The sequence below is a fragment of the Micromonospora sp. LOL_013 genome, assembly GCF_048060315.1.
GTDB lineage: Bacteria > Actinomycetota > Actinomycetes > Mycobacteriales > Micromonosporaceae > Micromonospora_E.
Genome location: NZ_JBHMIQ010000009.1, coordinates 37,823 through 60,486, shown reverse-complemented (window position 1 = coordinate 60,486; position 22,664 = coordinate 37,823). Strand labels below are relative to the sequence as shown.

The following is a 22,664-nucleotide window of genomic DNA, read 5'->3' as shown; positions in this document are numbered from 1 at the left end:
GGCGGACCGGCCTGACAGACTGGTCAGTCAGGCAGCGGAAGGGGTCAGTCGGCCGGCTGGTCCGGGGCGTCGGAGTCCTCCGGGCGGTTCGGGACCCGGCAGGCCCGCTCCAGCCAGAGCGCCGCCGCCACCAGCGCGACTGCGGCGACCAGACCGCTGCCGGCGGTCGGCAGGTCGTTGCTCGCCGCCCGGGTCGGCTGGATGAACAGCCACAGCACCAGACCGGCGTAGAAGCCGGCGAAGATCGCCCCGGCGAGGGAGGACGCCTTGGCCAACACCACGAAGCGGGCGGCGAGCAGCGGGTTGACCGGATCGTGCCCAGGCTGGCGGTCGACCCGGGCCCGGGTGTTCAGCGCCGCGTACCCTTCGAACACGGCCAATGCCGCCAAAGTCACGGAGGGTAGCCAGGGTAGGACCGGCATCCGTACGTACCAGCTGCTGATCACCAGCCAGCCGACCGCCGCGGCGGCCAGCGCCGCCACCACCAGGGTGGACGACCTGGTAGGCCCCATCCGCGGCTCGTCAGGCTCCCGTCCACGCGGACTGACTCCCGGTCCGGTCACGGCAGCATCAACCCCGGCAAGGTGATCGACAGACGCACGTTCACTGGGTCGACTCTAGCGGCAGATCCGGTCGGGGGCGCAGTTCGAGCAGGTCCCCGGCGACCGGATCGTGGTTGAGCAGGTCGGTCAGCCAGCCGTGGCCGGGCAGGTGGCCGTACGGCTGGATGTCGATCCACGGTCGCAGCACGAACGCCCGCAGCCGTGCCCGGGGGTGAGGCAGCACCAGCTCAGGATCGTCGCTGAACACGGGGGTGTCGTCGTCGGTCCACACGGCGACGACGTCCACGTCCAGGCTGCGGGGCCCGTACGGCCGGTCCGGGTCACGCACCCGCCCGGCGGCCCGTTCGAGGCCGCGGCACCGGTCGAGCCAATCGGCCGGCGCGGCACCCGGGTCGGCCGCCAGCGCGACCGCGTTGAGGTAGTCGGGCTGCGCCGGGTCGCCCCATGGCGGGGTTTCGTAAACCCCGGAGACGACCAGCAGTACGTCGTCCAGCGACCGTACCGCCGCGCGCAACCGCCCGTACCGGTCACCGAGATTGCTGCCCAGCGCAAGCACCGCCCGGGTCACGGTCGGCTCCGGGTCAGCACGACCGCGACGTCGGTGAACGGGTGCGGAATCGGCGCCTGCGGCTTGTGCACGGTCACCGTGACCGAACAGACCCGGTGGTCCGCCAGGCACTGGGCGGCCAGCCGGTCGGCCAGCGTCTCGATCAGGTTCACCGGCTCGCCGCTGACGATCGCGACCAGCCGGTCGGCCAGCTCGCCGTAGTGCACGGTGTTGGTGACGTCATCCGAGGCGGCCGCCGGCGCGAGGTCGACGGTGAGCTCGACGTCGACGACGAAGTCCTGCCCGGTGGCCCGTTCCTGCGGGTAGACGCCGTGCCGACCACGGGCACGCAGCCCGGTCAGCACGATCCGGTCGGTCGTTGACGGCCGCACGGCACCCAGATTGGGCGACGGCCCTGCGGCGGGCTGGTGGTCGGTCATTGACGGCTCCCCGGCGGCTCGTCGGCGTCCGGGACGATCCTGGGGCGTCCGCTGGCCTGCCACACCGCCAGCGCGTCGACGGTGTCCCGGACGTCGTGTACCCGGACTCCCCAGGCGCCGGCGGCGACCGCCAACAGACTGGTGGCGATGGTCGCCGCAGCCCGTTGGTCGACCGGCCGTGGCTGGCCTGCCGGGTCGGCGAGCAGTTGGCCCAGGTAGGACTTGCGGCTGGCCGCGAAGAGCAACGGGCAACCGAGGTCGAGCAGCTCGGGCAGACGGACGGTGAGCTGCCAGTTGTGCTCCGCCCGCTTGGCGAAGCCAAGACCGGGGTCAACGACGAGCCGGTCGGCGGCCACCCCGGCGGTCAGCGCGGCGTCGATCCGGGCGGCGAGCTCGGCGCGGACCTCGCCGACCACGTCGCGGTAGTGCGCCAGGTCCTGCATCCGGTCGGAGTGCCCGCGCCAGTGCATCAGAATCCACGGGCAGCCGGCCTCGGCGACCACCTCGGCCATCCGTGGATCCGCCAGACCGCCGGAGACGTCGTTCACCACCACCGCCCCGGCGGCCAGCGCGGCGGCGGCGACCGTCGCCCGGGTGGTGTCGATGCTCATCGGTACGCCGGCGGCGGCGAGCGCCCGGACGACCGGAAGCACCCGGGCCGCCTCGGTCGCGGCGTCGATCCGCACCGCGCCCGGCCGGGTCGACTCACCGCCGACGTCGATCAGGTCGGCGCCGTCGCGGTGCAGCCGGACGCCGTGGGCGACGGCGGCGTCGAGGTCGGCGTACCGCCCGCCGTCGGAAAAGGAGTCAGGCGTGACGTTGAGAACGCCCATCACGACCGGCCGGGCCGGCCGCAGCAGATCGGTCACGGGTAGGACGGTACCGGCGCGGCTCGGTGTCGGCCGGCAGAGGGCATGCTGGGTACTCTCGAACCAGACAACGGCGGCACGGCGGCGCTGTCGGTCGAGTTGCACGCAGCTTGTACCAGACAGGGGTGGCCCGTACGCTTTGCAGTTGCTGGTGGTCAGCGAGGGCAACGCCGAGGAGAAGGGCTGAAGTTGGACAAAAAGCCCACAAATCTTCACCGTACGCGGTGATCGCCGGACGCAGGGTCGAAACTCGCGGCACGACCCGACACGTCCGTGAGGCTGGACAACTGCAGTGCCCCGGCTTCGCCGGCCGCACACCGGGGAGGTTCCCATGATCGAAACAACGCTCGTCGACACGGTCAACGCCGCCATGGCCTCCGTTGTCGACACGCTGCCGCTACTGGCCGCGCCGGCCGGTGAGCCGGACCCGGCACCGACCGGCTTCAACACCGAGGGCGTTGTCTCCTTCCTTGCCAGCAAGGTCGCGCCGATCCTGCTGGCGGTGCTGGGCGTGATCTTCATCGGCCGGGCCAGCAAAGGTGAGATCTCCAAGGTCCTGACCAGCTCCGCGATCGCGATCGTGGGTTTGGCGTTCATCGCCGGAGCGGCGACGCTCTTCTTCGTCGGCGACTACCTCATCAACCTGATGTTCGAATAGAGCGCGGGGCACAGGATGCGGCTGCGTACCGACGACGACATCTACCGCGCCCGGCTGGTCTACCTCGGCCCGCCCGGCTACACGTTGCCGATCCACCTGCCATATGCCCAGTACGGGGTCTTCATCCTCCTCGTACCGCTCTACATGTTCATCCACTGGGCGTTCACCTTCACCGTGGAGCTCTTCCCCGCCTGGGAGATCGCACTGGCGATCGTCACCACCTCCTTCATCTTCCGGTACGTCGACCCGGATCGGCCCGCCCGGATGGTGGTCCGGACCGCCCTCACCGACTGGCGCCGCACCAGGGAACCCGCCGCCGAACAGCGAGACCCGCGGCTGGTCGCCAGCCACATCCGGATTCGGGAGGAGTTGGCATGACCCGCACCAACCACCGAACCACAGCCGCCGCCCACCCGGCTGGCGGGCGGCGTGAGGCGATGGCATGAGCCGATCAACCCCGCCGGGCTCCTCCCACCCGGCCGGCCAGCCGGCCGGCACCCGCGGTAACGGTAAGCGATCGAGCGACTACGACGCCGCGCTGGGCGAGTCGACCGACACCGGACTGGTCACCAGCCCCAGCCACGGCGCGGTCGCCTACTTCCAAGCACCCGCAGCGTCCCGCAGCAGCCGGCCGACGCGGACCCCACCGCCGGCGCCACCAGTGCCCACCCCCAGAGCCGGTATGAGCGACAACACCGACATCGACTCGCCATTCCTGGACCTTTTTCCGGATGCCGGCCCGGCCGGTGGCCACCAGCCGGGCCGCACGCCACGGACGGCGATCCGGCGCTCGGCCCAACACGACGCGATCGCACCACCAACGCAGCACGACGCCATCGAACCGCCCGCCCGACACGACGCGATCGCACCGCCGGCCCAGCAGACCGCCATCGGACCGCCCACCCGCCACGATCCGCAAGGAACTCCCGGCGACGCGTCAGCCAGGAACACCCCACCCGCCGGTCCGATCGGCTCGGCGCTGTCCGGTTCACCCGACCCACCGGTTCAGCGCCGGACTGCCATGCCCACCCCGCGTACCGCCGGCGGCCCGGCCCCCGCAGCCGAACCGGCCGCACCGCGCGACGGCCAGCCGGTCACGTCGGCGTCCACAGTGCCGCCGGCACCGGTCCTGCCGCCACCGCCCACCGCCCCCCGCCGGCCCGGTCCGACCAAGCAACCCGTTCGGAACCGGCCCGACTCGGCACACCCGGCCGAGGCAGCGCAGCGAGATGGCACACCAGCGCAACGCCGGCCACCGGCGATGCCGCAGCACGCCGCACCAGCACCCCAGCAGCACGCCGCAACCGCACCCCAACAGCGCACCGCACCCGCACCGGTGCACCAGCCGCCGCCGGCCAATGCACCGGTCCGCGGTAAGGGCAAGGGCAAGCGGGCCCGCCGGCGGGCCGACGAGGCCGACCGACCGGACAAGTTGATCAAGCCGGTGCCGATCCGCCCCCCGAAGGTCAAGTTCACCGACCGGGATCCGGCCGCCGAACTCGCCATCACCGAGATCGCCGGCCATCTCACCTTCACCCCGAACACCGTCACCGCCTGGTACTGGCTGCCCGAGGTACGCTGGGCGTTCCGGCCCGACGCCGAGCGGGAAGTGCTGCTGTCCGCCATCTCCGAGCAGTACGCCGGCCTGGCCGGATTCCGGGTGCACCTACGCCGCACGACCCGGCCGTTCCCGGCCGACGAGTGGGCCCGCACCATCGACTCGCTGACCAGCAACCCCCTGCCCAACGTCTCCGACGCGGTCTCCTGGTCCGACCATCTGGTCGCCGCCCAGCGGCACCTGATGGCGGTCAACCACGCCGAGGGGCAGACCTACCTGGGCATCACCTTCGCCCGCCGGTCGCTCGGCGACTCACTGTCCGAACGGGTGCTGCGGCTGTTCGGGCGCGGCGTCGCCGAGAGCGAACGCCGCCGGCTCGGCCGGATGGTCGAGCAGTTCGACGAGGTGCTGGGTGCCTTCGGCATGCGGGGTCGACGGGTCACCGCCGGCGAACTCGAATGGCTACTCTACCGGTCGGTCGCGCTCTGCATGAACCCGCCAACCATGCTCTCGCCGGTGCGGGACGGCAACTGGGACCGCGGCGACCTGCTCGCCCTCACCGAGCAGGTCGAGCGCTACCGTACCCCGTACGGCTCGACGCTCAAGCTGGTCAACCGGATGACCGGCGAGGAGCGGCACGTCGCGGTGCTGGCAGTCGGCCGAATGGAGCCGCTGGAGATCCCGGAGCGGCACGAGCCATGGATGCACTTCCACGAACGGCTGCCGTGGCCGATGGAAATCTCCTCCCGGATCGACCTGCTCGGACCAGCCGACTCGTTTCGCAACCTGGAGCACCGGCTCCGGATGATTCGCTCGCAGCAACTGGACTACGCCGAGCACGGCATCGACGCGCCGCCGGAGTTGGAACGGCTCGCCAAGCGGGCCCTGCACATCGGTGACGAGATGACCACCGGCCTGCCGGTCGAGTCCGCCCGAGCGCACGGCTGGCACCGGATCGCCGTCGGCGGCCGGACCCGCGAAGAGTGTCTGGAACGGGCCCGCCGGCTAATCCAGCTGTACTCCCGGGAGATGCGCATCTCGCTGCAGCATCCGAAGAACCAGGACTGGCTGGCCCGGGAGTTCATCCCTGGGGAGCCGGTGGCGAACACCGGATACATCCGGCGGATGCCGGTCAACCTGCTGGCCGCCGCGCTGCCGCAGGCCGCGTCGACGGTCGGCGACCGGCGCGGCGACCTGATCGGGCGTACCGCCGGCACCTGCCGCCGTCCGGTCTTCCTCGACCTGCACTTCCCGATGGAGGTCCGGGAACGTTCCGGGCTCGCCGTCTTCGTCGCCGAGCCGGGCGGCGGCAAGTCGACGCTGCTCGGCGCCCTCGGCTACCTGGCCGCCCGGCGCGGCGTGCAGGTCACCCTGCTCGACCCGTCCGGGCCGCTGGCCCGGCTCTGCGCCATGCCGGAGCTGCGGCCGTACTCGCGGGTGCTAAACCTGACCGGTTCCGAACAGGGCACCCTGGCGCCGTACTCACTCATCCCGACACCGGTGCGCGGCGAGTTCGCCACCGGAGCCGCCGGCGACCGCGAGTACGAGATTTCCGTATCGAACGCCCGGGCCGAACGCCGGATGCTGGTCCAGGACATCTGCATGATGCTGGTGCCGCCGCAGGTTGCCCGGGAGTCGTCGACGGCCACGCTGCTGCGGCACGCGGTCCGCCAGGTGCCCGCCGAGGAGACCTCCACCTTGGACGATGTGGTCGCCTGCCTCAGCGGGCTCGACGACGACGGCCGTGAGCTGGCCAACCTGCTGCTGGACACCGCCGAGATGCCGCTGGCCCTGCTGTTCTTCGGTGCACCGGAGCCGGGCCTGCTCGGTGCCGACGCCGCGCTGACCGTGATCACCATGGCCGGGCTACGGCTGCCCGACCTGAAGATCGAACGCGAGTACTGGTCGGCCGAGGAGGCGTTGGCGCTGCCGATGCTGCACACCGCCCACCGGCTGGCGGTACGCCGCTGCTACGGCGGCTCGATGGGGTCGCGCAAACTGGTTGGCCTCGACGAGGCGCACTTCATGGAGGGCTGGCGGTCCGGCCGGTCCTTCCTGGTCCGGCTGGCCCGTGACTCCCGCAAATGGAACCTGGCCGCGCTGGTCTCGTCGCAGAATCCACGGGACATCCTCGGGCTGGACGTGCAGAACCTGGTCTCCACCGTCTTCGTCGGCCGGATCGCCGAGGACGAGGAGATCGCCGCCGAGGCGCTGCGCCTGCTGCGCGTCCCGGTGGACGACGGTTACGAGGCGACGCTCGCCTCGTTGTCTAGCGTAGACAGTTCTTCCGCGAGCCGGCTGGGCTTCCGGGAGTTCATCATGCGCGACGTGGACGGTCGGGTGCAGAAGGTCCGGGTGGACGTCTCGTACGTGGACGGACTGCTCGATCATCTGGACACCACACCCGGTACGCCGCAGGCGGCACCCGCCGGTCTGCCGACCGCGCTCAGTGACCTGGAGGTATGACGTGGCGAGGACCGCGACCCGGTGCACCGCGCTCCTGCTCGCCGTCCTGACAGCCGCCGTGGCGAGCATCTCCTGGCCGGTGCTCGGCGCTACCCCGCCGGCCCAGGCCGCCCCGGTCGCGCCGGTCGCCCAGCTGCCCGCCCAGGCACCGGTCGACCTGTGTCCGGTCGAGGCCTGGCAGGCCGACTTCCGGGCCTGTCTGGACCGGCTGCAGGACGTCAGCTCGGCTCGTGCGCAGTGCCTCGACCCGCCGGCACCGAGCGCCCCCGACTCCGGCTTCGGCGGCTGGTTCGCCACCCAACCGGAGCAGACCGAAGGTGCCAGCGGGCTGTACATGAACTACGGGTACGCCGGCTACCGGTTCCCGACGTACGACCTCAACGGCGGGTGCGCCTCCTCGGTGGTGAACGCCGACGTCGGCGTGTTCAACGGGGTCGCCAACCTGGAGATGATGGTCGCCACCGCAATCGTCGGGGCGTCCAACGCGATCCGGGAACGGGCCTGGGACCCAGGGACCATGTACGCCTGGGCCGACCCGCTGGTGGCGCAGGCGACCACCGCGATCTACGACGAGGTCTTCACGGTCTTCGGGCTGATCACCCTCTGTGTGGTCGGTCTCTACCTGATCTGGCGGTCACGTCAGTCGGACATGAGCAACATGATCACGACGGCCGGCTGGGCAGTCCTGATCATGGTGGTGGTGACCGCGATCGCCGCTTGGCCGGTCCGCTCGGCGAACCTGGCGGACGACGCGCTGACCAGCACACTGGGTGTGGTCCACGAGGCTGTCGGACCGCGGGCCGTCGAGATCCCAGCCGAGGAGTGCCCGGAAGCTGATGCCAAACGCTGCTCCGATCAGCGTCCGCCAGCGGTCCGGGCCAGCGACACCATCACCTCGGCCATGTTGTACCGCAACTGGTTGCGCGGAGTACTTGGCTCGGCGGACAGCCCGACAGCGGAGAAGTACGGCTTCGCGCTCTACGACGCCCAGGCATTCACCTGGTCGGAGATCGAATTGATGCGTGCCGATCCACAGCGCCGGGATGCCATCCTTTCGCAGAAGAACCGGCAGTGGATGACGGTCGCCGAGCAGATCCGCACCGAGGATCCGGAAGCGTACGAGCATCTGCAGGGCATCCGGGAGATGGACCGGGTCGGCACCGGCCTGATCGCCATCTTCGCGGCAGCCATGTTCGCCATGTTCGACCTCGCCGCGTCGCTGCTGGTTCTGCTCGGGTTCCTGCTGTTCCGCTGGGCGGTCGTCGCCGCGCCGATCCTCGGGACCATCGGTCTGCTCCGGCCGGCCGGAGCGGGGATGCGTCGACTCGGCAACGCGGTCGTCGCCGCCGTCTTCAACATCGCGATCTTCGGCACCGGGGCGGCCGTCTACCTGTTCGCCGTCGACCTGATCATGAGCACGCCCACCTTGCCGGGCTGGCTGCAGGTGGTACTGATCTGGCTCTGCGGCATGGTCGGCTGGCTCCTGCTGCGTCCGTACCGACGGATCACCGACCTCGGCGGCCGGGACGGCGGCGGCAGTTCGTGGCACCTGCGGTACTTCCGGGAGACCCGGGAGACCCGCGAGCCCGAGCAGGTCGTGGTCAAGTCCAAGGACGGACGGGACCAGACCGTCGTCAAGCAGACCGTGGTGCGGCCGGAGGCCCGGTTGGAGGACCCGAGCAGCGACAGACCCGCCGGTGGTGCCGGCGGCACCGGACCGGCCAGGGATCGGCCGGACGGCCGGGAGGACGGCTCCGAACCCACCACCCTGCCCGGGTCGCCCCGACCATCGAGTCGCCCCCGTCGTGCGTCGACGTGGACCGCGCCCGACGTCCCAGCCGAAGAGCACCAGTACGCCGTCTACCGGCCCGACAGCACCCGCAAGTCCGACGAGGCGCCTAAGCCGCGCATCCGCACCGAGGCCCGGTGACCTGGAATGCGTACCGTCGTCGCCTTCCTGACCCGGTTCCTCTTCCGGTCCCGGGTCGGGCTGGCGGTCGTGCTGCTCGTCGTCGTGGTCAGCGTGGTCGGCGTCGGTCAGGTCGTCGGCCGTGATGACGGGACCAGCGGACCGCTACTGGGTGCACCGGGTCCGCAACCCGCGTTGACCATCGACCCGACCGCCGGTGACGACGGAATCCGGTCGGTGGCACCCGCACCCGATCCGGTGACCAGTCCCGGTGCCGCCGATCCGCCGACCGTCGCCGTCGCGTTCGCGACCGCCTGGCTCGACCGCGGCCTCGACGCCGAGCAGTGGCACGCCGGGCTGCGTCCGTACGCCACCGAGGAACTGGCCGGGAAGCTGGTCGGCGTCGATCCGGTGGCGGTGCCGGCCGAGCGGCTGACCGGTGAACCGGCGGTCATCCCGTACGGGACGAATCTGGTCGAGGTGGTGATCGAGGTGGATTCCGGTACGTTGCGGCTACGGTTGACCGGCCCCGACGGACAGTGGCTGGTCGACGGCGTCGACTGGGTGCGAGCATGAGCGACAACCCCGGCATGCGGACCCGTGCCGCCCGGCACGTCGCCTTGACCGTGGCGCTGACCGCGACGCTGGTGCTGCTCTGCTGCACCGGCGGGATCGGTGCCGTGCTGTTCAGCGACGACGAGCCGGACTCGGCGTTGTTCGCCACCTTCGGCTGCGGGCGGGACGGCCCGGTCGATCCCGACCAGGCACCCCGGGTCGGGCCGTACGGGCCGGACCAGGTCGCCAACGCGGCCGTGATCATCAACGTCGGTGCAGAGTTGTCGGTGTCACCGCGCGGCTGGGTGATCGCGGTGGCCACCGCCATGCAGGAGTCGGCACTGCGAAACCTGGGGCATCTCGGCGACCGCAACGACCACGACTCGGTCGGACTGTTCCAGCAGCGGCCCAGCCAGGGCTGGGGCACCCCGGAACAGCTACAGGATCCGGCGTACTCCTCGCAGAAGTTCTACCAGAAGCTGCTCACCATCGATGGCTGGGAGACGATGGCGCTGACCGACGCCGCGCAGCGGGTGCAGGTCAGCGCCTTCCCGGACGCGTACGCCAAGCACGAACCGTTGGCGACCCGGATCGTCAACATCCTCACCGGCGGCGCGGCCCGCGCGGTCGCCGGCCCGGACGGGCTGCTGCGCTGCGCCGCCGACGGCGAGGTCGCCGCCTCGGGATGGACCCGGCCGGTGCCGGGCAACGTCGGGTCCGGCTTCCGAACCAGCTCCCGGCCCGGGCACAACGGCGTGGACATCGCCCAGCCGAAGGGCACCCTGATCCGGGCCGCCTCGGCCGGCCGCGTCATCGTCTCCCGGTGCGACCCGGACCAGTACGGCCGCCTCGACTGCGACGTGGACGGCTCGCCCAGCAAAGGTGGCTGCGGCTGGTTCGTCGACATCCTGCACGCTGACCAGGTGATCACGAGATACTGTCACATGGTGAAGCGGCCGGAAGTTGACGAAGGCGACCTGGTCGACGCCGGACAGGTGATCGGCGAGGTCGGCTCCAGCGGCAACTCGTCCGGCCCGCACCTGCACTACGAGATCCACCTCAACGGAGACCGCAGCAGCCGCGGAGCCGTCAACCCGGTGCCGTTCATGCGGGAGCGGGGTGCACCGCTCGGCGAGAGTGGCTGACCGACCGGAGGAGCTGAGTTGACCCGGGAACCGATGCCGGATCCGTTCGCGGACCAGCCGGACTGGGCACCTCGACCGCCGCGACCGACGGCGCTGGTACCGGCCGCCGTCGCAGCCACGTTACGCGGCCGGCGGGTCTGGGTCGGCCTGCCGGGCACCGGATGGCGCGGCGACCTGCGCGGCGACGAGAAGGTCGTCCAGCGCAGCCGCACCTATGTGCCGGTGCTGCCGGAACAGGAGTGGTACCGGGCCGAATCGGAGGGGGTGGAGGTGTTCGCTCCCCTGGTGCCGGCCGACCGGGTCTGGGTCGAGCAGCCGGACGACACACTGACCGCCCCGGGGCGGGGCGACGTGCTGTCCCGGCTCGTGTCGCTGGATGCCCCGGCACCCCGCTTTCCGGTGCCGGTGGTCGACGCGGGGCCGTTGGTCGGCCGACGGCTGGTGCACATGGACGACGGTCAGGAACGCCGTGACCTACGCGCGGTGACCGAGTTGCACTCCGGCGCCGACGGGGACATCTGTGTCCGGGCGGCCACCGAGTTGGCCTGGTACCGGTGGGTGTGGACGGGCCAGCCGCCGGAGACGATCGAACTGCCGGTCCATCTGGTCTGGGTGGAGTGACATCGACCGGTCAGTCCAGCCGATCCACCTGGCAGACCCGCCAGTCGCCCTCGTCCACTGCAGTAATCCGCCAGCGGTCCGTCAGCCTGTTGATCAAGCCGCTGGAGGCCATCCGACGTTCGATCACCACCGTCAGAACCGCGTCGCTGTCCGTGGCGTTCTCGGTAGTGAGCTGCCCGATGGTTTTCGCGGACAGCGTCCCTTGGCGCTGCTCCCACTCGACGATGCTGTCGCGGTAGGCGGCAAGAGGTGCGATCGACGGATCCTCGCAGAGGTGCAGTGCGGCGACGGTGTCGTCGCGCTGTACCAGGTAGGCCTCGAGGAAGCCCAGCGTCGCTGATTCGGGGGTGCCCCGGTCGGGGGTGGTGACGCTCGTGTAGAGGACGAACGCGACGCTGACGCCACCGAGGCAGAGCAGCGCGGTGATCCCGGCGGCCAGCACCAGCGCCAGCCGTAGCCGGCGGCCGGGTGGCACCACGGGCGGTGCTCCGACGCCAGGAGCGGTCCGTTGCCGGGGCACCCGTTCGCGGCGTACGGGGGCCGCCGGCCGGGTCTGCTCCACCCCTCGACAGTATCCGCCGCGAACGTGAGACTGAATAGCCGGTCCGAGTCCTAATTGGTCGCATATCCGGCGAAGCACCCTGGCGAGTACTGATCGGGCGAGAAACGTCGGTCACCCCGCATCCGGTTGCGGACCGGCTGGGATACCGTCTCAGGTCTGAACTCAACCGGCGCCCACGGACGGGCTGCCGTACAGCGCGGTAGGCAGGTGGTCGACATGGGCAGGGACCTGGGCCGCGCCGCCGCGTTGCACCGCTCGGCGGCAGCCGTCGTCGCCGCGCTGAGCCAGGTGGAAGCGGCCGCCGGCCGACGTTCCACCGGCTCCGATCAGCATGAGGTCGCCGAGCAGCTCCGCAGCCTCGCGGCGCGGCTGGCCCCCGGCTGGTGGGGCGCTCCGCTCGACGCCCAGACCCCAGCAATGCCGATGGGCGGTCTCGACCACGTCGGCCACCTGCGGATCGGCATCGCCCAGCCACTGGACGACGCCCGGTTCCCGGTGGTCGTCCCGTTCCTCGGCAACGGTCATCTGACGCTCGACGGCGATATCCGCGACCGGCGGGTCGCCGGACTGCTGCGCGCGGTACTGCTCCGCCTGCTGGCCGCCGTACCGCCGCAACGGCTTTCGGTGCGTACGGTGGACGGCGTCGGCACTGCGGGCGAGGATGTACTCGGCCCCTTCCGGCCGCTGATCGGGGCCGGCGTCTTGCGTTCGGCCGCCACCGACGTCACCGGGCTGCGGGCCGCGCTGGCCGAAGCGGAGCAGTGGATCCGGCCGGCCCGACCGGCGGTCGCCCGACACCACCGGCAGGGCCGGTTCATGCTGCTGATGATCGCCTCGCTGCCCGAACTCACCGACGGTGCCGTACTCGACTGGATCGCCCGGCTTGCCCAGGTGGGCCCCGAGCATGGCCTGCATCTGGTCGTCGCCGGCTGGCCGCCACCTCCGCTGGACACCGAACAGGCCCGGGCCGACCTGCCGCGGAGCACCATGGTGCGGCTACGGAATCCGTACGTCCTAGTCGGTGACCCGCCCGGAGACACCTTCCGCGACCTGCCGGCCGGAGCAGGTGGTGACCACCTCGGCGGGCTCGACGCGCCGGTGTATCTGGACCGGCAACCGCCTCAGCAACTGATCGATCAGGTGTGCGCGGAACTCGTCACCCGGGCCGAGGCTGGTTCCCGTCCACCGCTAACCGATTTGCTGCCCGATCCGGTGGGCGGCCCGGTCGCCGAATCCGCCGCCGACGGGCTGATGGCCGCAGCGGGGTTCGACGGGCACCGCCCGGTCCTGCTCCGGTTCAACGACATCACCCCGCACTGGTTGGTGGCCGGCCAGGCCGGCTCCGAGGTGGACGGGTTCCTGACCACCATTCTGTACGGGTTGGCGGTTCGGCACGATCCCGCCGAGGTGACCGTACATCTGGTCGATATGTCGCCCGGCGAGTCGTTCGCCAGCGTACTGCCCGGCGCCACCGACCCGTCCGGGCTGCCGCACATCGCGTCGGCCGGGGTGGACGCCGACCCGGAGTACGGGCTGTCGGTGCTGCGTCAGTTGGCGGCGGAGGTCGACCGGCGATCCTTCCTGGCCGCCCGCAATGGGACGACCCGGTTCGCCGAGCTCGCCGCCGCCACGGGCACGACCCGCGTGCTCTGCGTCCTCAAGGACCCGGCTCCGATGCTGGACCTGAGCGAACCGGTCGCCGACGAGTCACTCGACCTGCTCGGACGGATCGCCAGGGGCGGACGCGGCAGCGGAGTCCACCTGCTGATCGCCGACTCCGGGACCGGCCCGGCTCCCAGGTCGGAGCAGAGCATCGGACCCGACGGGTCTGACGGGTCGGGCGGCTGGGCGGGGTCGGGCGGCTGGGCCGGCCCCGATCCGGCCGACAGGTCGACCGGCGGTGGCTGGTGGCGGCGGGAGTCGCTGCTGAGCCAGTTCCCGGTCCGGGTGGTGCTGGCCGGCGGTGACTGGCTCCTGGAGCCGAACAACGACGCCGCGGTCGGGCTGCCGGCAGGTCGGGCGGTGGTGAACACCGCAGGCGGGCTGGGCGGCCCGCGCGGGGCGACCCGCGGCCACGAACGCACCGTCGACTTTCCGGACCCGTACACCGACCGGCCGGGGTTGGCCGGGCTCCGCCGCAAGTTGTGGTCCCGCCGCGCGGCTGACGCCCGGCCGCCGCAGGTCTTCGCCGGCTACCGCCAGCCGGAACTCGAATCGGACGAGACATACCAGCGGGTGCTGGCCGACCCGCCGGACACCCCGGCCGGGCTCTTCGGCCGGGCCGTCGAGCTGCCGGGGCGGACAGCGGAGTTCCGGTTCGAACGCGCCCCCGGTCGCCACCTCGCCATCTTCGGCTCCCGGGACAGCACGGCGGATCTGCTGGCCACGGTGGTGCGCAGCGTCGCGGCGCACCACCGGCCCGGCACCGCCCGCATCCTGTTGCTGTCGATGGGCGAGCACGACCGGGAGCAGTTAGCCGGGCTCGCCCGAGCGGTCAACGGCCGTCAGCCAACCGAGGTCGTGGATCTGGAGGTACTTCGGACGCTGGGCGATGCGGCTGGCCCCGCGTACGTGGTCATCGCCACGGCCGACATTCTCGAACTCGGCGGGCCGGCCGCCGCCCGCCTGCGCAACCTGTTGGATTCCGGGCCGGCCCGCGGCATCCACCTGGTCTCCGGCTGGGAGCAGCCGGAGCCGTTCCTGGCATTCCTAGGTCCAAGTTCGGATCTGATCGCCGGGATCGTCCTGCTCGATCGACCAGTGACCGACCAGGTCGAGCGGGTCGCATCGGCTGGGTTGGCCGGTCCGACCAGGCCAGCTGGGTCGGGCGGGCTCGCCGGCCGGCTGCCGGCCTGGCGTCCCCGCCCGCAGCGTGGACTGTTGTACGACGCGCAGACCGACCGGCGCACCGTCTTCGTACCGTTCCAACCGGCCCGGTCCGTGGCCGGCACCGGGGAGGAACCCGCCGTGGCCGACACTGGGGAGGGCGCGGCGTGACGGGGAAAGGCACCGGAGGCGAGTGGGCGGAGTACGTGGCGGCCGCCCGGCGGCTGGCCCGGCTGCGCCACGGCCAAGGGCTACCGACGGACGGTCCAGCCGGCGACCGGCGCCAGGTGGACCTGACGGTGCTGCGCGACCGCCTCGCTGTCCAGCGGCGTCAGCTGGTCGGGTTCGGCGTACCGCCTGACGTGCTCGATCCGGTGCCGCCGGAGGTAGCCGCAGTCCACGCTGCGGTCAGTGCATCAGCCGAGGCTTCGGCCGGTGCCGCAGTGGGGATGCCTGCCTCCCTGACCGGCGAATCATCGGCTCGGCAGGCGGCGATCGCGCGGGCGCACGCGCAGATCGACGCCGCAAACGGCGACCTGGCCGTCGCAGCGGGTCCGTCCGGCGGTCCCCAGCCGTGGCTACGCAACCTGCTGGTGTACGGGCCGTTCGCGGCGATCGTACTGATGATCCAGTTGGCCATGTTCGTGGTTGCCGGAGACCGGGCGCCGGTGGGCTACGCCCTCGGCTGCGGACTGGTCCTGCCGCTGGTCGCGTTCGGCCTTGGTTGGCTGGCGATCGGTTTCGTGTTCGCCGGGCCGGGCCAACGGCCGGACCGCACACCGTTGGTGGGGGCGCTGGTCTGCGCGGTCCCGCTGGTGCTGGCGTTGGTGCTGGCGGCACTGATCTCGCTGCTCGGGTGAACCGGGCAACTGGTGTCAGCCGTGCGTGAACCTGAGCCGCCGGGCGAGAGACCGGAAACAGCCGGCGTCAACTGTGGATGATCAGGCTCATCGCTTCGGCGCGGGACTTCGCGTCGCGTTGGAACACACCGCGGACGGCCGAGGTGATGGTGCGGGCGCCGGCCTTCTGGATCCCGCGCATCGCCATGCACATGTGTTCGCACTCCAGGACGGTCACCACACCACGCGGCTCCAGCCGGCTCATCAGCATGTCGGCGATCTGTGCGGTGAGCCGCTCCTGGACCTGTAGTCGTCGGGCGTAGACCTCGACCAGGCGGGCCAGCTTCGACAGGCCGGTTATCCGGCCGGTGGTGCCGGGGATGTAGCCGATGTGTGCCACGCCCCGGAACGGCAGCATGTGGTGCTCACACAGCGACATCACCTCGATGTCGCGAACCAGCACCAGCTCGTCGTGGTCAGCCTCGAAGGTGGTGGTGAGCACCTGGGCCGCGTCGGCCCGCAGACCCGCGAGCAGCTCGGCGTAGGCCCGGGCGACCCGGGCCGGCGTCTGGCGCAGCCCGTCACGGTCCGGGTCCTCGCCGACGGCGATGAGGATCTCCCGTACGGCGTGCTCGATCCGGGTCAGGTCGACGGAGCGCTCGACCGGCGTGCCGTTGAGTTTGCCGTTGATCAGCCGGGCGGCGAGATAGTCCAGCGCGTCGTCGTCCGGTTCGGTCGACGACGGGCTGGACGGTAGGTTCGGGCTGCTCAGGAGGTGCCGTCCGAGTTCGCGGACATGCCGCCGTCCGAGTTCGCGGACATGCCGCCGCCGAAGACGGCCTGTGCCCCGTCGGCGACCGCCTGCCGGCCGAGGTCCTCCTTCTCGGCCGGGGTCAGCACCGGCGGCTCGGTGGACGGTTGCCGCTTGCCGAAGCCGTTGAAGGGTGCCATCGGTGGCCGCTTGACCACTCGCTCGCAGATCCGGGCCATGTCGGACTGGGAGATGGTTTCCTTCTCCATCAGCTCCAGCACCATGGTGTCGAGCACGTCGCGGTACTCGACCAGGATCTCCCAGGCCTCGTCGTGGGCCAGCTCGATGAGGGCGCGGACCTCGCTGTCGATCTCGGCGGCGATCGAGTCCGAGTAGTCCCGCTCGTGGCCCATGGTCCGGCCGAGGAAGGGCTCGTCGCCGTTGGTGCCGTACTTGACGGCGCCGAGTTTGGCGCTCATGCCGTACTGGGTGACCATGGCCCGGGCCAGCGCGCTGGCCTTCTCGATGTCGTTGCCGGCACCGGTGGTGGGCTCGTGGAAGACCAGCTCCTCGGCGGCCCGGCCACCGAGGGCGTACGCCAGAGTGTCGATCATCTCGGCGCGGGTCTGGGTGTACTTGTCCTCGGTCGGCAACACCAGGGTGTGGCCCAGCGACCGCCCCCGGGACAGGATGGTCACCTTGTGCACCGGGGCGGCGTGTGGCAGGGCCCAGGCCACCAGGGCGTGACCGCCCTCGTGGTAGGCGGTGATCTTCTTCTCCTTGTCGCCCATCACCCGGGTCCGCCGCTGCGGGCCGGCGACCACCCGGTCGATCGACTCCTCCAGGGCCTCGTTGGTGATCGCCCGGGCGTCCTGCCGGGCGGTCAGCAGCGCCGCCTCGTTGATCACGTTGGCCAGGTCGGCACCGCTGAATCCGGGGGTGCGCCGGGCCACCGCGTCCAGGTCGACGTCCGGGGCGAACGGCTTGCCTCGGGCGTGCACCCGCAGGATCGCCTTGCGGCCCTCCATGTCCGGGGCGTCGACCGGGATCTGCCGGTCGAACCGGCCGGGGCGCAGCAGCGCCGGGTCGAGGATGTCGGGCCGGTTGGTGGCGGCGATCAGGATCACGCCGCCCTTGGTGTCGAAGCCGTCCATCTCGACCAGCAACTGGTTGAGGGTCTGCTCTCGCTCGTCGTGGCCGCCGCCCATGCCGGCACCACGGTGCCGGCCGACCGCGTCGATCTCGTCGACGAAGACGATCGCCGGGGCGTTCGCCTTGGCCTGCTCGAACAGGTCACGGACCCGGCTGGCACCGACACCGACGAACATCTCGACGAAGTCGGATCCGGAGATCGAGTAGAACGGCACACCGGCCTCGCCGGCCACCGCCCGGGCAAGCAGGGTCTTGCCGGTGCCGGGCGGGCCGAACAGCAGTACGCCCTTGGGGATCTTGGCGCCGAGAGCCTGGTACTTCGCCGGGTTCTGGAGGAAGTCCTTGATCTCCTGCAGCTCCTCGACGGCCTCCTCGGAGCCGGCCACGTCGGCGAAGGTGGTCTTCGGGGTGTCCTTGGTGATCACCTTCGCCTTGGACTTGCCGAAGTTGAGCACCCGGGACCCGCCGCCCTGCATCTGCGACATGAACAGCAGCAGCAGGATCACCAGGATGGCGATCGGCAGCAGGTTGACCAGCAGGGTGATGAAGATGCTGTCCGAGGAGACCTCGGCCTCGGCCGGGCCGGTGACCCGGCCGGCCTCCTTGGCGGCCAGCACGTCGGTCCAGATCTCGTCGCCGACCTCGTACGGGAACTGGGCCTCGATCCGGTCGGTCTCGGTGTCGCCGAACTCTTCCGGCTCGGCGAGGTCTAGCCGGAGTGTCTGCTCCCGGTCCTGGAATATCGCCTTGTCGATGCCGCCCCGCTCCAGCCGCTCCAGCGCCACCGAGGTGTCCACCTTGTGGTAGCTGGGGCCGTTGGTGAAGAACGAGCTGAGCGCTATCGCACCGATGATCACCAGGATGATCCAGACCACCGGCCGGCGGAAGAAACGCGTACGTTCCATACGTATGTCGAGCGCCGCAGCGCCCGGACCCTCCTGATCGACGTTCTGACCGTCTGGTTAGCCACTCCGGGGCGCCAACCGAGCGCCACGGTCATTCGAAGGTACACCGTGGTGACGAGGTGCGCGTCCGCGAGCCCGGTCGACCCGCGCTCCGTCCGCTGGTCCCACGTCGGCGCGTTCAGCTGACCCGCGCCACCGCATACCGTAGCGCTGTTTCCTGGGAGTGGCCTGGACGTCCCGGGGAGTTTCCCGACGGCTGACACACCAGCGGCGGTCAGCGACGGGCGTACACCTCGGGCTTGAGTACTCCGACGTAGGGCAGCTCGCGGTACCGCTCGGCGAAGTCCAGGCCGTAGCCGACCACGAATTCGGTGGGGATGTCGAAGCCGACGTACCGCACCGGGACCTGCACCTTGACCGCCTCCGGCTTGCGGAACAGCGCGACCACCTCCACGCTCGCCGCCGACCTGGACGCCAGGTACTTCAGCAGCCAGGACAGGGTGAGGCCGGAGTCGATGATGTCCTCGACCACCACCACATGCCGACCGACGATGTCCCGCTCCAGGTCCTTGAGGATGCGGACCACGCCGGAGGAGGTGGTGCCCTGCCCGTAGGAGGAGACGGCCATGAACTCCAACTCGACGGGAGGGCCCTGCCGGCCGAGCTCGCGGGCGAAGTCGGCCATGAACATGACCGCGCCCTTGAGGACGCAGACCAGCAGCAGCCCACCCGTCACGTCGGCGTAGTCGGTGGCGATCTGCTTGGCGAGTTCCGCGGTCTTGTCGCGGATCTGTTCCTCGGAAATGATCACGTGGTCGATGTCGGCGTCGTACCAGGAGCCGTCAGCCATGCGCTAAGCCTGCCGCATCCGCCCGGCCGGCCGACACCGGGGCCGGCGGATGACCACGTGGCACCGATGGGTGACCGTGGGTCCAGCCGATGGTCACCGGGGCAGGCGGTCCCCGTCTCGGCTCGGCCGCCAGTCGGCCGAGTCACGGCTGTCCCGGGTGAGCCCGAACGCCGAGGCGGCGGCGAGCAGCAGGATGATCGATACGACGATGAGTAGTTCCATGGCGGCAGCCACCTTCACGCTGGTCCTGACGGGAGGTTCACCCTGGCCCCGATGGGTGTGTTCACCCTGGTCCTGGACGGGTGTGCCGCCGGTGCGCACCGGACGTCGATATCAGTCTGCGCGCCGACCTACGGAGCGAACAGCGGCAGAGATGCCACTGTTCATCGAAATCCTGCCACCGGTGAACTAGACTCGTCGCATGCTCCGTACCGTCGCGGTGATCGCGCTCGACGGCGTCGCCCCGTTCGAGCTCGGGGTGGTCTGCGAGGTCTTCGGGCTGGACCGCACCGCGGACGGCTTCCCTGGGTACCGCTTCGACGTCTGCACGGTCGACGGCGGCCCGGTCCGCACCAGCTCCGGCTTCTCGCTGCTACCCACCGCCGATCTGCGGCCGGTCGCCGACGCCGACCTGGTCGCCGTGCCCGCGGCCAGCTTCCACGACGCCGTCGCCGCACCGGTGGTCGACGCGTTGCGCGCCGCCGACCGCCGCGGCGCCACCCTGCTCAGCGTCTGCTCCGGCGCGTTCGTGCTCGGCGCCGCCGGCCTGCTCGACGGCCGCGAATGCACCACCCACTGGCGGTACGCCGACGAGCTGGCCCGCCGCCACCCGACCGCCCGGGTCCGGTGCAACTCGCTGTACGTGGCCGACGGCAACGTGCTGACCAGCGCCGGCACGGCCGCCGGGATCGACGCATGCCTGCACCTGGTCCGCCAGGAGCACGGCTCCGCCCTGGCGACCAGACTGGCCCGCCGGATGGTGGTGCCGCCGCACCGCGACGGCGGGCAGGCCCAGTTCATCGAGACGCCGATCGCGGACAGCCCGACAGCGGCCACGCTGGAACCAGTACTGGTCTGGATGCAGGAGCACCTGGACGCCACGATCAGCGTGGATGAACTGGCTGCCCGGGCACACATGGCGCCGCGTACCTTCGCCCGCCGTTTCCGCGCCGAGACCGGCACCACGCCGCACGACTGGCTCACCGGCCAGCGGGTGCTGCTGGCCCGCCAGCTACTGGAGGAGACCAGCCTGGGGGTGGAGACGGTGGCCCGACGGTGCGGCTTCGGTGACGCTGCGACCCTCCGGCACCACTTCGGCCGGCGGGTCGGTGCCACGCCCCAGGCGTACCGTGGCACGTTCCGCGACCGGGCCGCCGTCGGCTGAGCCGGCCAACAGTTCACCGCCGGCCCGGCGCACCTCGATACCACCCGGCAGGTGCACCGCCCGCTGCCCACGCCACCGCATGACCAGCGAGTCGAGGGCGGTGACATGCCGGTACGCCAGAGCCCCGGCCGGCGCGCCAAGCCGCAGCGCCCAGCGGTGCAGCACCCGGGTCCGCACCGCGTCCGGCAGCTCGGCCAGGACCGGTACCGTCAGCCCACCACCGGGTGTGACGGCTTGGGCCGACGCGGCGTCGGCCAGCCCGTCGAGCGCCGCGTTGTCGGCGGCTACCAGCGTGGCGGTGCGCGCCAGGTTCGTCACCACCGCAGCGCCGAGCGCGTTGACCAGGGCCGGCAGCACGTCGGCCCGGACCCGGGCCCGGGTGTACGCCGGGTCGGAGTTGTGCGGGTCGGTCCACGGGGTGAGGCCGAGCGCCACGCACGCCGCCCGGGTCTGCTCCCGACCCACGTCCAGCAGCGGACGCAGCACCGGCACGCCGTCGACCTGGCGCGCCGTCGGCATCCCGGACAGGCCGGCCGGACCGGCGCCCCGGGCCAGCGCCAGCAGCACCGTCTCCGCCTGGTCGTCGCGGGTGTGGCCGAGCAGCACCGCGGCCGCCCGGTGCCGGCGGGCAGCCCGGGTCAGCGCGGCGTAGCGGGCGGTCCGCGCCGCCGCCTCCGGGCCACCTTCGGCACCGACCTCGACGGCGACGGTCTCGACCGGGTCGAACCCGGCCCGGGCCGCCCAGCCGGCCACGTCCCGGGCCCGCTCGGCGGAGCCCGCCTGCAATCCGTGGTCAACGGTCACCAGTCCGGCGCAGACCCCGCAGCGGGGGGCGACGAACGCGACCGTGGCCGCCAGGGCCAACGAGTCCGGGCCGCCGGAGCAGGCCACCAGCACCAGCCGGCCGGCGTGCTCGCGCAGCACCTGCCGGACCGCGACACGCAGCTCGGCGACTGCTGGAGCGAGCCTGGGCACCTGCGACTCAGGCGACGGTCGGCGGTGAACCGGAGATCGGGCCGTGCACCCGGGCCACCCAGGCGTCCGGATCGCCCAACTCCTCCAGCCGGGGCAGGGTCAACGGGGAGTCGAAGACCTTGTTGAAGCCGGCCATGCCGACCCGGTCCACCACACCGTGCACGAACTTGCGGCCCTCGGCGTACTGGCGCATCTTGACGTCCACGCCGAGCAGCCGGCGGATCGCCTTCTCCAACGGGTTACCGGCCTCGCGGCGGCGGTTGAAGCTGGCCCGGATCTGCTCCACGGTTGGAATGATCTCCGGCCCGACCCCGTCCATGACGAACTCGGCATGCCCTTCCAGCAGGGTCATCAGCGCGGTCAGCCGGTCGAGTACGGCGCGCTGCGCGGGGGTCTGCACGATGTCCAGCACGCTGGCCCGGCTCTGCGGGTCGCGGATCGACTCGGCGAGGGTGCCGACCCCGCGCCGGACCCGGTCGACGAAGTTGTCGCCCCCGGCCTGTGAGGCGTCGACGAACGCCTGAACCTGGCCCAGGAAGTGGCCGCGCATCCACGGCACGGCGGTGAACTGGGTGCGATGGGTGACCTCGTGCAGGCAGACCCAGAGTCGGAAGTCGCGCGGATCGGCGTGCAGCTTCCGCTCCACTTCGACGATGTTCGGGGCGACCAGCAGCAACTGGCCGGGATCGCCGGAGAACACCTCGTACTGACCGAGCACCCGGCCGGAGAGGTAGCCGAGCACCGTGCCGGCCTGCACCCCGGTGACCCGGGAACCGATCGCGTCGGTGAGCGCGCCCGGCTGTCGGTCCCCGGCCGCCCGGGAGACCAGCGGTGTGATCACGTCACGCAGCCCGGCGATGTTGGCGACGGCCCAGTCCCGCCGGTCGACCACCCGCACCGGCGGGTGCGCGACCTGGGCCTGCAGACCGGTGTACGCCACGACGTGTCCGGCCGCTTCGTCGGTGAGCCGGCGGAGGTCGTTTACCACCTCGGTCGCTTCGTCGAGCGAAGCCTTCGGCCCAGACTTACTCAGCGCGCCGGCGGTTGCGGCGGCCAGATCCCAGTCCACGAACTGCGCCATGCACCCAC

General features: G+C 71.4%; 20 protein-coding genes and 1 pseudogene. 10 read left to right on the top strand and 11 right to left on the bottom strand.

From position 1 onward, the window contains the following. Positions 1-44: 44 nt before the first annotated feature. From ACFHWS_RS08235 to folP, 4 genes are all read right to left on the bottom strand, one after another. Positions 45-512 carry a DUF3180 domain-containing protein gene (locus ACFHWS_RS08235; RefSeq protein WP_416552041.1) on the bottom strand — a complete coding sequence of 156 codons (468 nt, stop codon included), beginning with the start codon at positions 510-512 and terminating at the stop codon, positions 45-47. A gap of 91 nt (positions 513-603) precedes the next feature. Further along, on the bottom strand, positions 604-1,131 hold the full coding sequence (folK, locus tag ACFHWS_RS08230; RefSeq protein ID WP_416567930.1) for a 2-amino-4-hydroxy-6-hydroxymethyldihydropteridine diphosphokinase: 528 nt from the start codon (positions 1,129-1,131) through the stop codon (positions 604-606). Next, the gene (folB, locus tag ACFHWS_RS08225) at positions 1,128-1,550 is read right to left on the bottom strand and encodes a dihydroneopterin aldolase (RefSeq protein ID WP_416552043.1); all 423 of its coding nucleotides are present in this window, start codon (positions 1,548-1,550) and stop codon (positions 1,128-1,130) included. Before folB ends, folK begins: the two co-directional genes overlap by 4 nt. After that, entirely contained in the window at positions 1,547-2,419 is an 873-nt protein-coding gene (gene folP, locus ACFHWS_RS08220) for a dihydropteroate synthase (RefSeq protein ID WP_416552044.1), read from the bottom strand. Before folP ends, folB begins: the two co-directional genes overlap by 4 nt. A gap of 370 nt (positions 2,420-2,789) precedes the next feature. On the opposite strand from folP, the gene ACFHWS_RS08215 reads away from it, so the two are divergent. The 7 genes from ACFHWS_RS08215 to ACFHWS_RS08185 all read left to right on the top strand — a co-directional run bounded on the left by ACFHWS_RS08215 (position 2,790) and on the right by ACFHWS_RS08185 (position 11,331). Beyond that, positions 2,790-3,077, top strand: a complete 288-nt coding sequence (locus ACFHWS_RS08215) for a hypothetical protein (RefSeq protein ID WP_233606437.1) — start codon at positions 2,790-2,792, stop codon at positions 3,075-3,077. Positions 3,078-3,092: 15 nt separating this feature from the next. After that, positions 3,093-3,455: a hypothetical protein gene (locus ACFHWS_RS08210; protein WP_416552045.1), complete on the top strand. Its 363-nt coding sequence runs from the start codon at positions 3,093-3,095 to the stop codon at positions 3,453-3,455. 64 nt (positions 3,456-3,519) lie between these two features. Continuing rightward, positions 3,520-7,101, top strand: coding sequence for an ATP-binding protein (locus ACFHWS_RS08205; RefSeq protein WP_416567929.1), 3,582 nt, complete (start codon positions 3,520-3,522; stop codon positions 7,099-7,101). 1 nt (position 7,102) lies between these two features. Continuing rightward, complete coding sequence (locus tag ACFHWS_RS08200; protein WP_416567928.1) at positions 7,103-9,031, top strand: MFS transporter; 1,929 nt, start codon at positions 7,103-7,105, stop codon at positions 9,029-9,031. Positions 9,032-9,037: 6 nt separating this feature from the next. Beyond that, on the top strand, positions 9,038-9,586 hold the full coding sequence (locus ACFHWS_RS08195) for a hypothetical protein (RefSeq protein ID WP_416552048.1): 549 nt from the start codon (positions 9,038-9,040) through the stop codon (positions 9,584-9,586). Further along, positions 9,583-10,710, top strand: a complete 1,128-nt coding sequence (locus tag ACFHWS_RS08190; protein ID WP_416567927.1) for a M23 family metallopeptidase — start codon at positions 9,583-9,585, stop codon at positions 10,708-10,710. The genes ACFHWS_RS08195 and ACFHWS_RS08190 overlap by 4 nt, the downstream gene beginning before the upstream one ends. Positions 10,711-10,743: 33 nt before the next feature. Continuing rightward, positions 10,744-11,331, top strand: coding sequence for a hypothetical protein (locus ACFHWS_RS08185; protein WP_416567960.1), 588 nt, complete (start codon positions 10,744-10,746; stop codon positions 11,329-11,331). A gap of 10 nt (positions 11,332-11,341) precedes the next feature. On the opposite strand, the gene ACFHWS_RS08180 is transcribed toward ACFHWS_RS08185, so the two are convergent. Continuing rightward, positions 11,342-11,893: a hypothetical protein gene (locus tag ACFHWS_RS08180; RefSeq protein ID WP_416567926.1), complete on the bottom strand. Its 552-nt coding sequence runs from the start codon at positions 11,891-11,893 to the stop codon at positions 11,342-11,344. Between the two features lie 216 nt (positions 11,894-12,109). Here ACFHWS_RS08180 and ACFHWS_RS08175 point away from each other — a divergent pair, with 216 nt between their 5' ends. Both ACFHWS_RS08175 and ACFHWS_RS08170 read left to right on the top strand, forming a co-directional pair. Further along, positions 12,110-14,890 (top strand): FtsK/SpoIIIE domain-containing protein, encoded by a 2,781-nt coding sequence (locus ACFHWS_RS08175; RefSeq protein WP_416552051.1) that lies wholly within the window; start codon positions 12,110-12,112, stop codon positions 14,888-14,890. After that, a complete protein-coding gene (locus ACFHWS_RS08170) occupies positions 14,887-15,579 on the top strand; it encodes a hypothetical protein (protein WP_416552052.1) in 693 nt (230 codons plus the stop codon). Before ACFHWS_RS08175 ends, ACFHWS_RS08170 begins: the two co-directional genes overlap by 4 nt. A gap of 67 nt (positions 15,580-15,646) precedes the next feature. Here the strand turns inward: ACFHWS_RS08170 and folE are convergent, their stop codons facing one another. The 4 genes from folE to ACFHWS_RS08150 all read right to left on the bottom strand — a co-directional run bounded on the left by folE (position 15,647) and on the right by ACFHWS_RS08150 (position 19,438). Then, a complete protein-coding gene (gene folE, locus ACFHWS_RS08165; RefSeq protein ID WP_416552098.1) occupies positions 15,647-16,273 on the bottom strand; it encodes a GTP cyclohydrolase I FolE in 627 nt (208 codons plus the stop codon). Positions 16,274-16,326: 53 nt separating this feature from the next. Next, complete coding sequence (gene ftsH, locus ACFHWS_RS08160) at positions 16,327-18,366, bottom strand: ATP-dependent zinc metalloprotease FtsH (RefSeq protein ID WP_416552053.1); 2,040 nt, start codon at positions 18,364-18,366, stop codon at positions 16,327-16,329. Positions 18,367-18,640: 274 nt separating this feature from the next. After that, positions 18,641-19,216: a hypoxanthine phosphoribosyltransferase gene (gene hpt / locus ACFHWS_RS08155; RefSeq protein ID WP_416552054.1), complete on the bottom strand. Its 576-nt coding sequence runs from the start codon at positions 19,214-19,216 to the stop codon at positions 18,641-18,643. 93 nt (positions 19,217-19,309) lie between these two features. After that, the gene (locus ACFHWS_RS08150; RefSeq protein ID WP_416552055.1) at positions 19,310-19,438 is read right to left on the bottom strand and encodes a hypothetical protein; all 129 of its coding nucleotides are present in this window, start codon (positions 19,436-19,438) and stop codon (positions 19,310-19,312) included. A 199-nt stretch (positions 19,439-19,637) separates the two neighbouring features. Here ACFHWS_RS08150 and ACFHWS_RS08145 point away from each other — a divergent pair, with 199 nt between their 5' ends. After that, entirely contained in the window at positions 19,638-20,600 is a 963-nt protein-coding gene (locus ACFHWS_RS08145; RefSeq protein ID WP_416552056.1) for a GlxA family transcriptional regulator, read from the top strand. 3 nt (positions 20,601-20,603) lie between these two features. Here ACFHWS_RS08145 and tilS read toward each other — a convergent pair. Together tilS and ACFHWS_RS08135 are read right to left on the bottom strand one after the other, a co-directional pair. Then, a pseudogene (gene tilS, locus ACFHWS_RS08140) lies at positions 20,604-21,575 on the bottom strand (tRNA lysidine(34) synthetase TilS); the annotation flags it as partial. Positions 21,576-21,582: 7 nt separating this feature from the next. Continuing rightward, complete coding sequence (locus tag ACFHWS_RS08135; protein WP_416552057.1) at positions 21,583-22,656, bottom strand: zinc-dependent metalloprotease; 1,074 nt, start codon at positions 22,654-22,656, stop codon at positions 21,583-21,585. Positions 22,657-22,664: the final 8 nt, after the last annotated feature.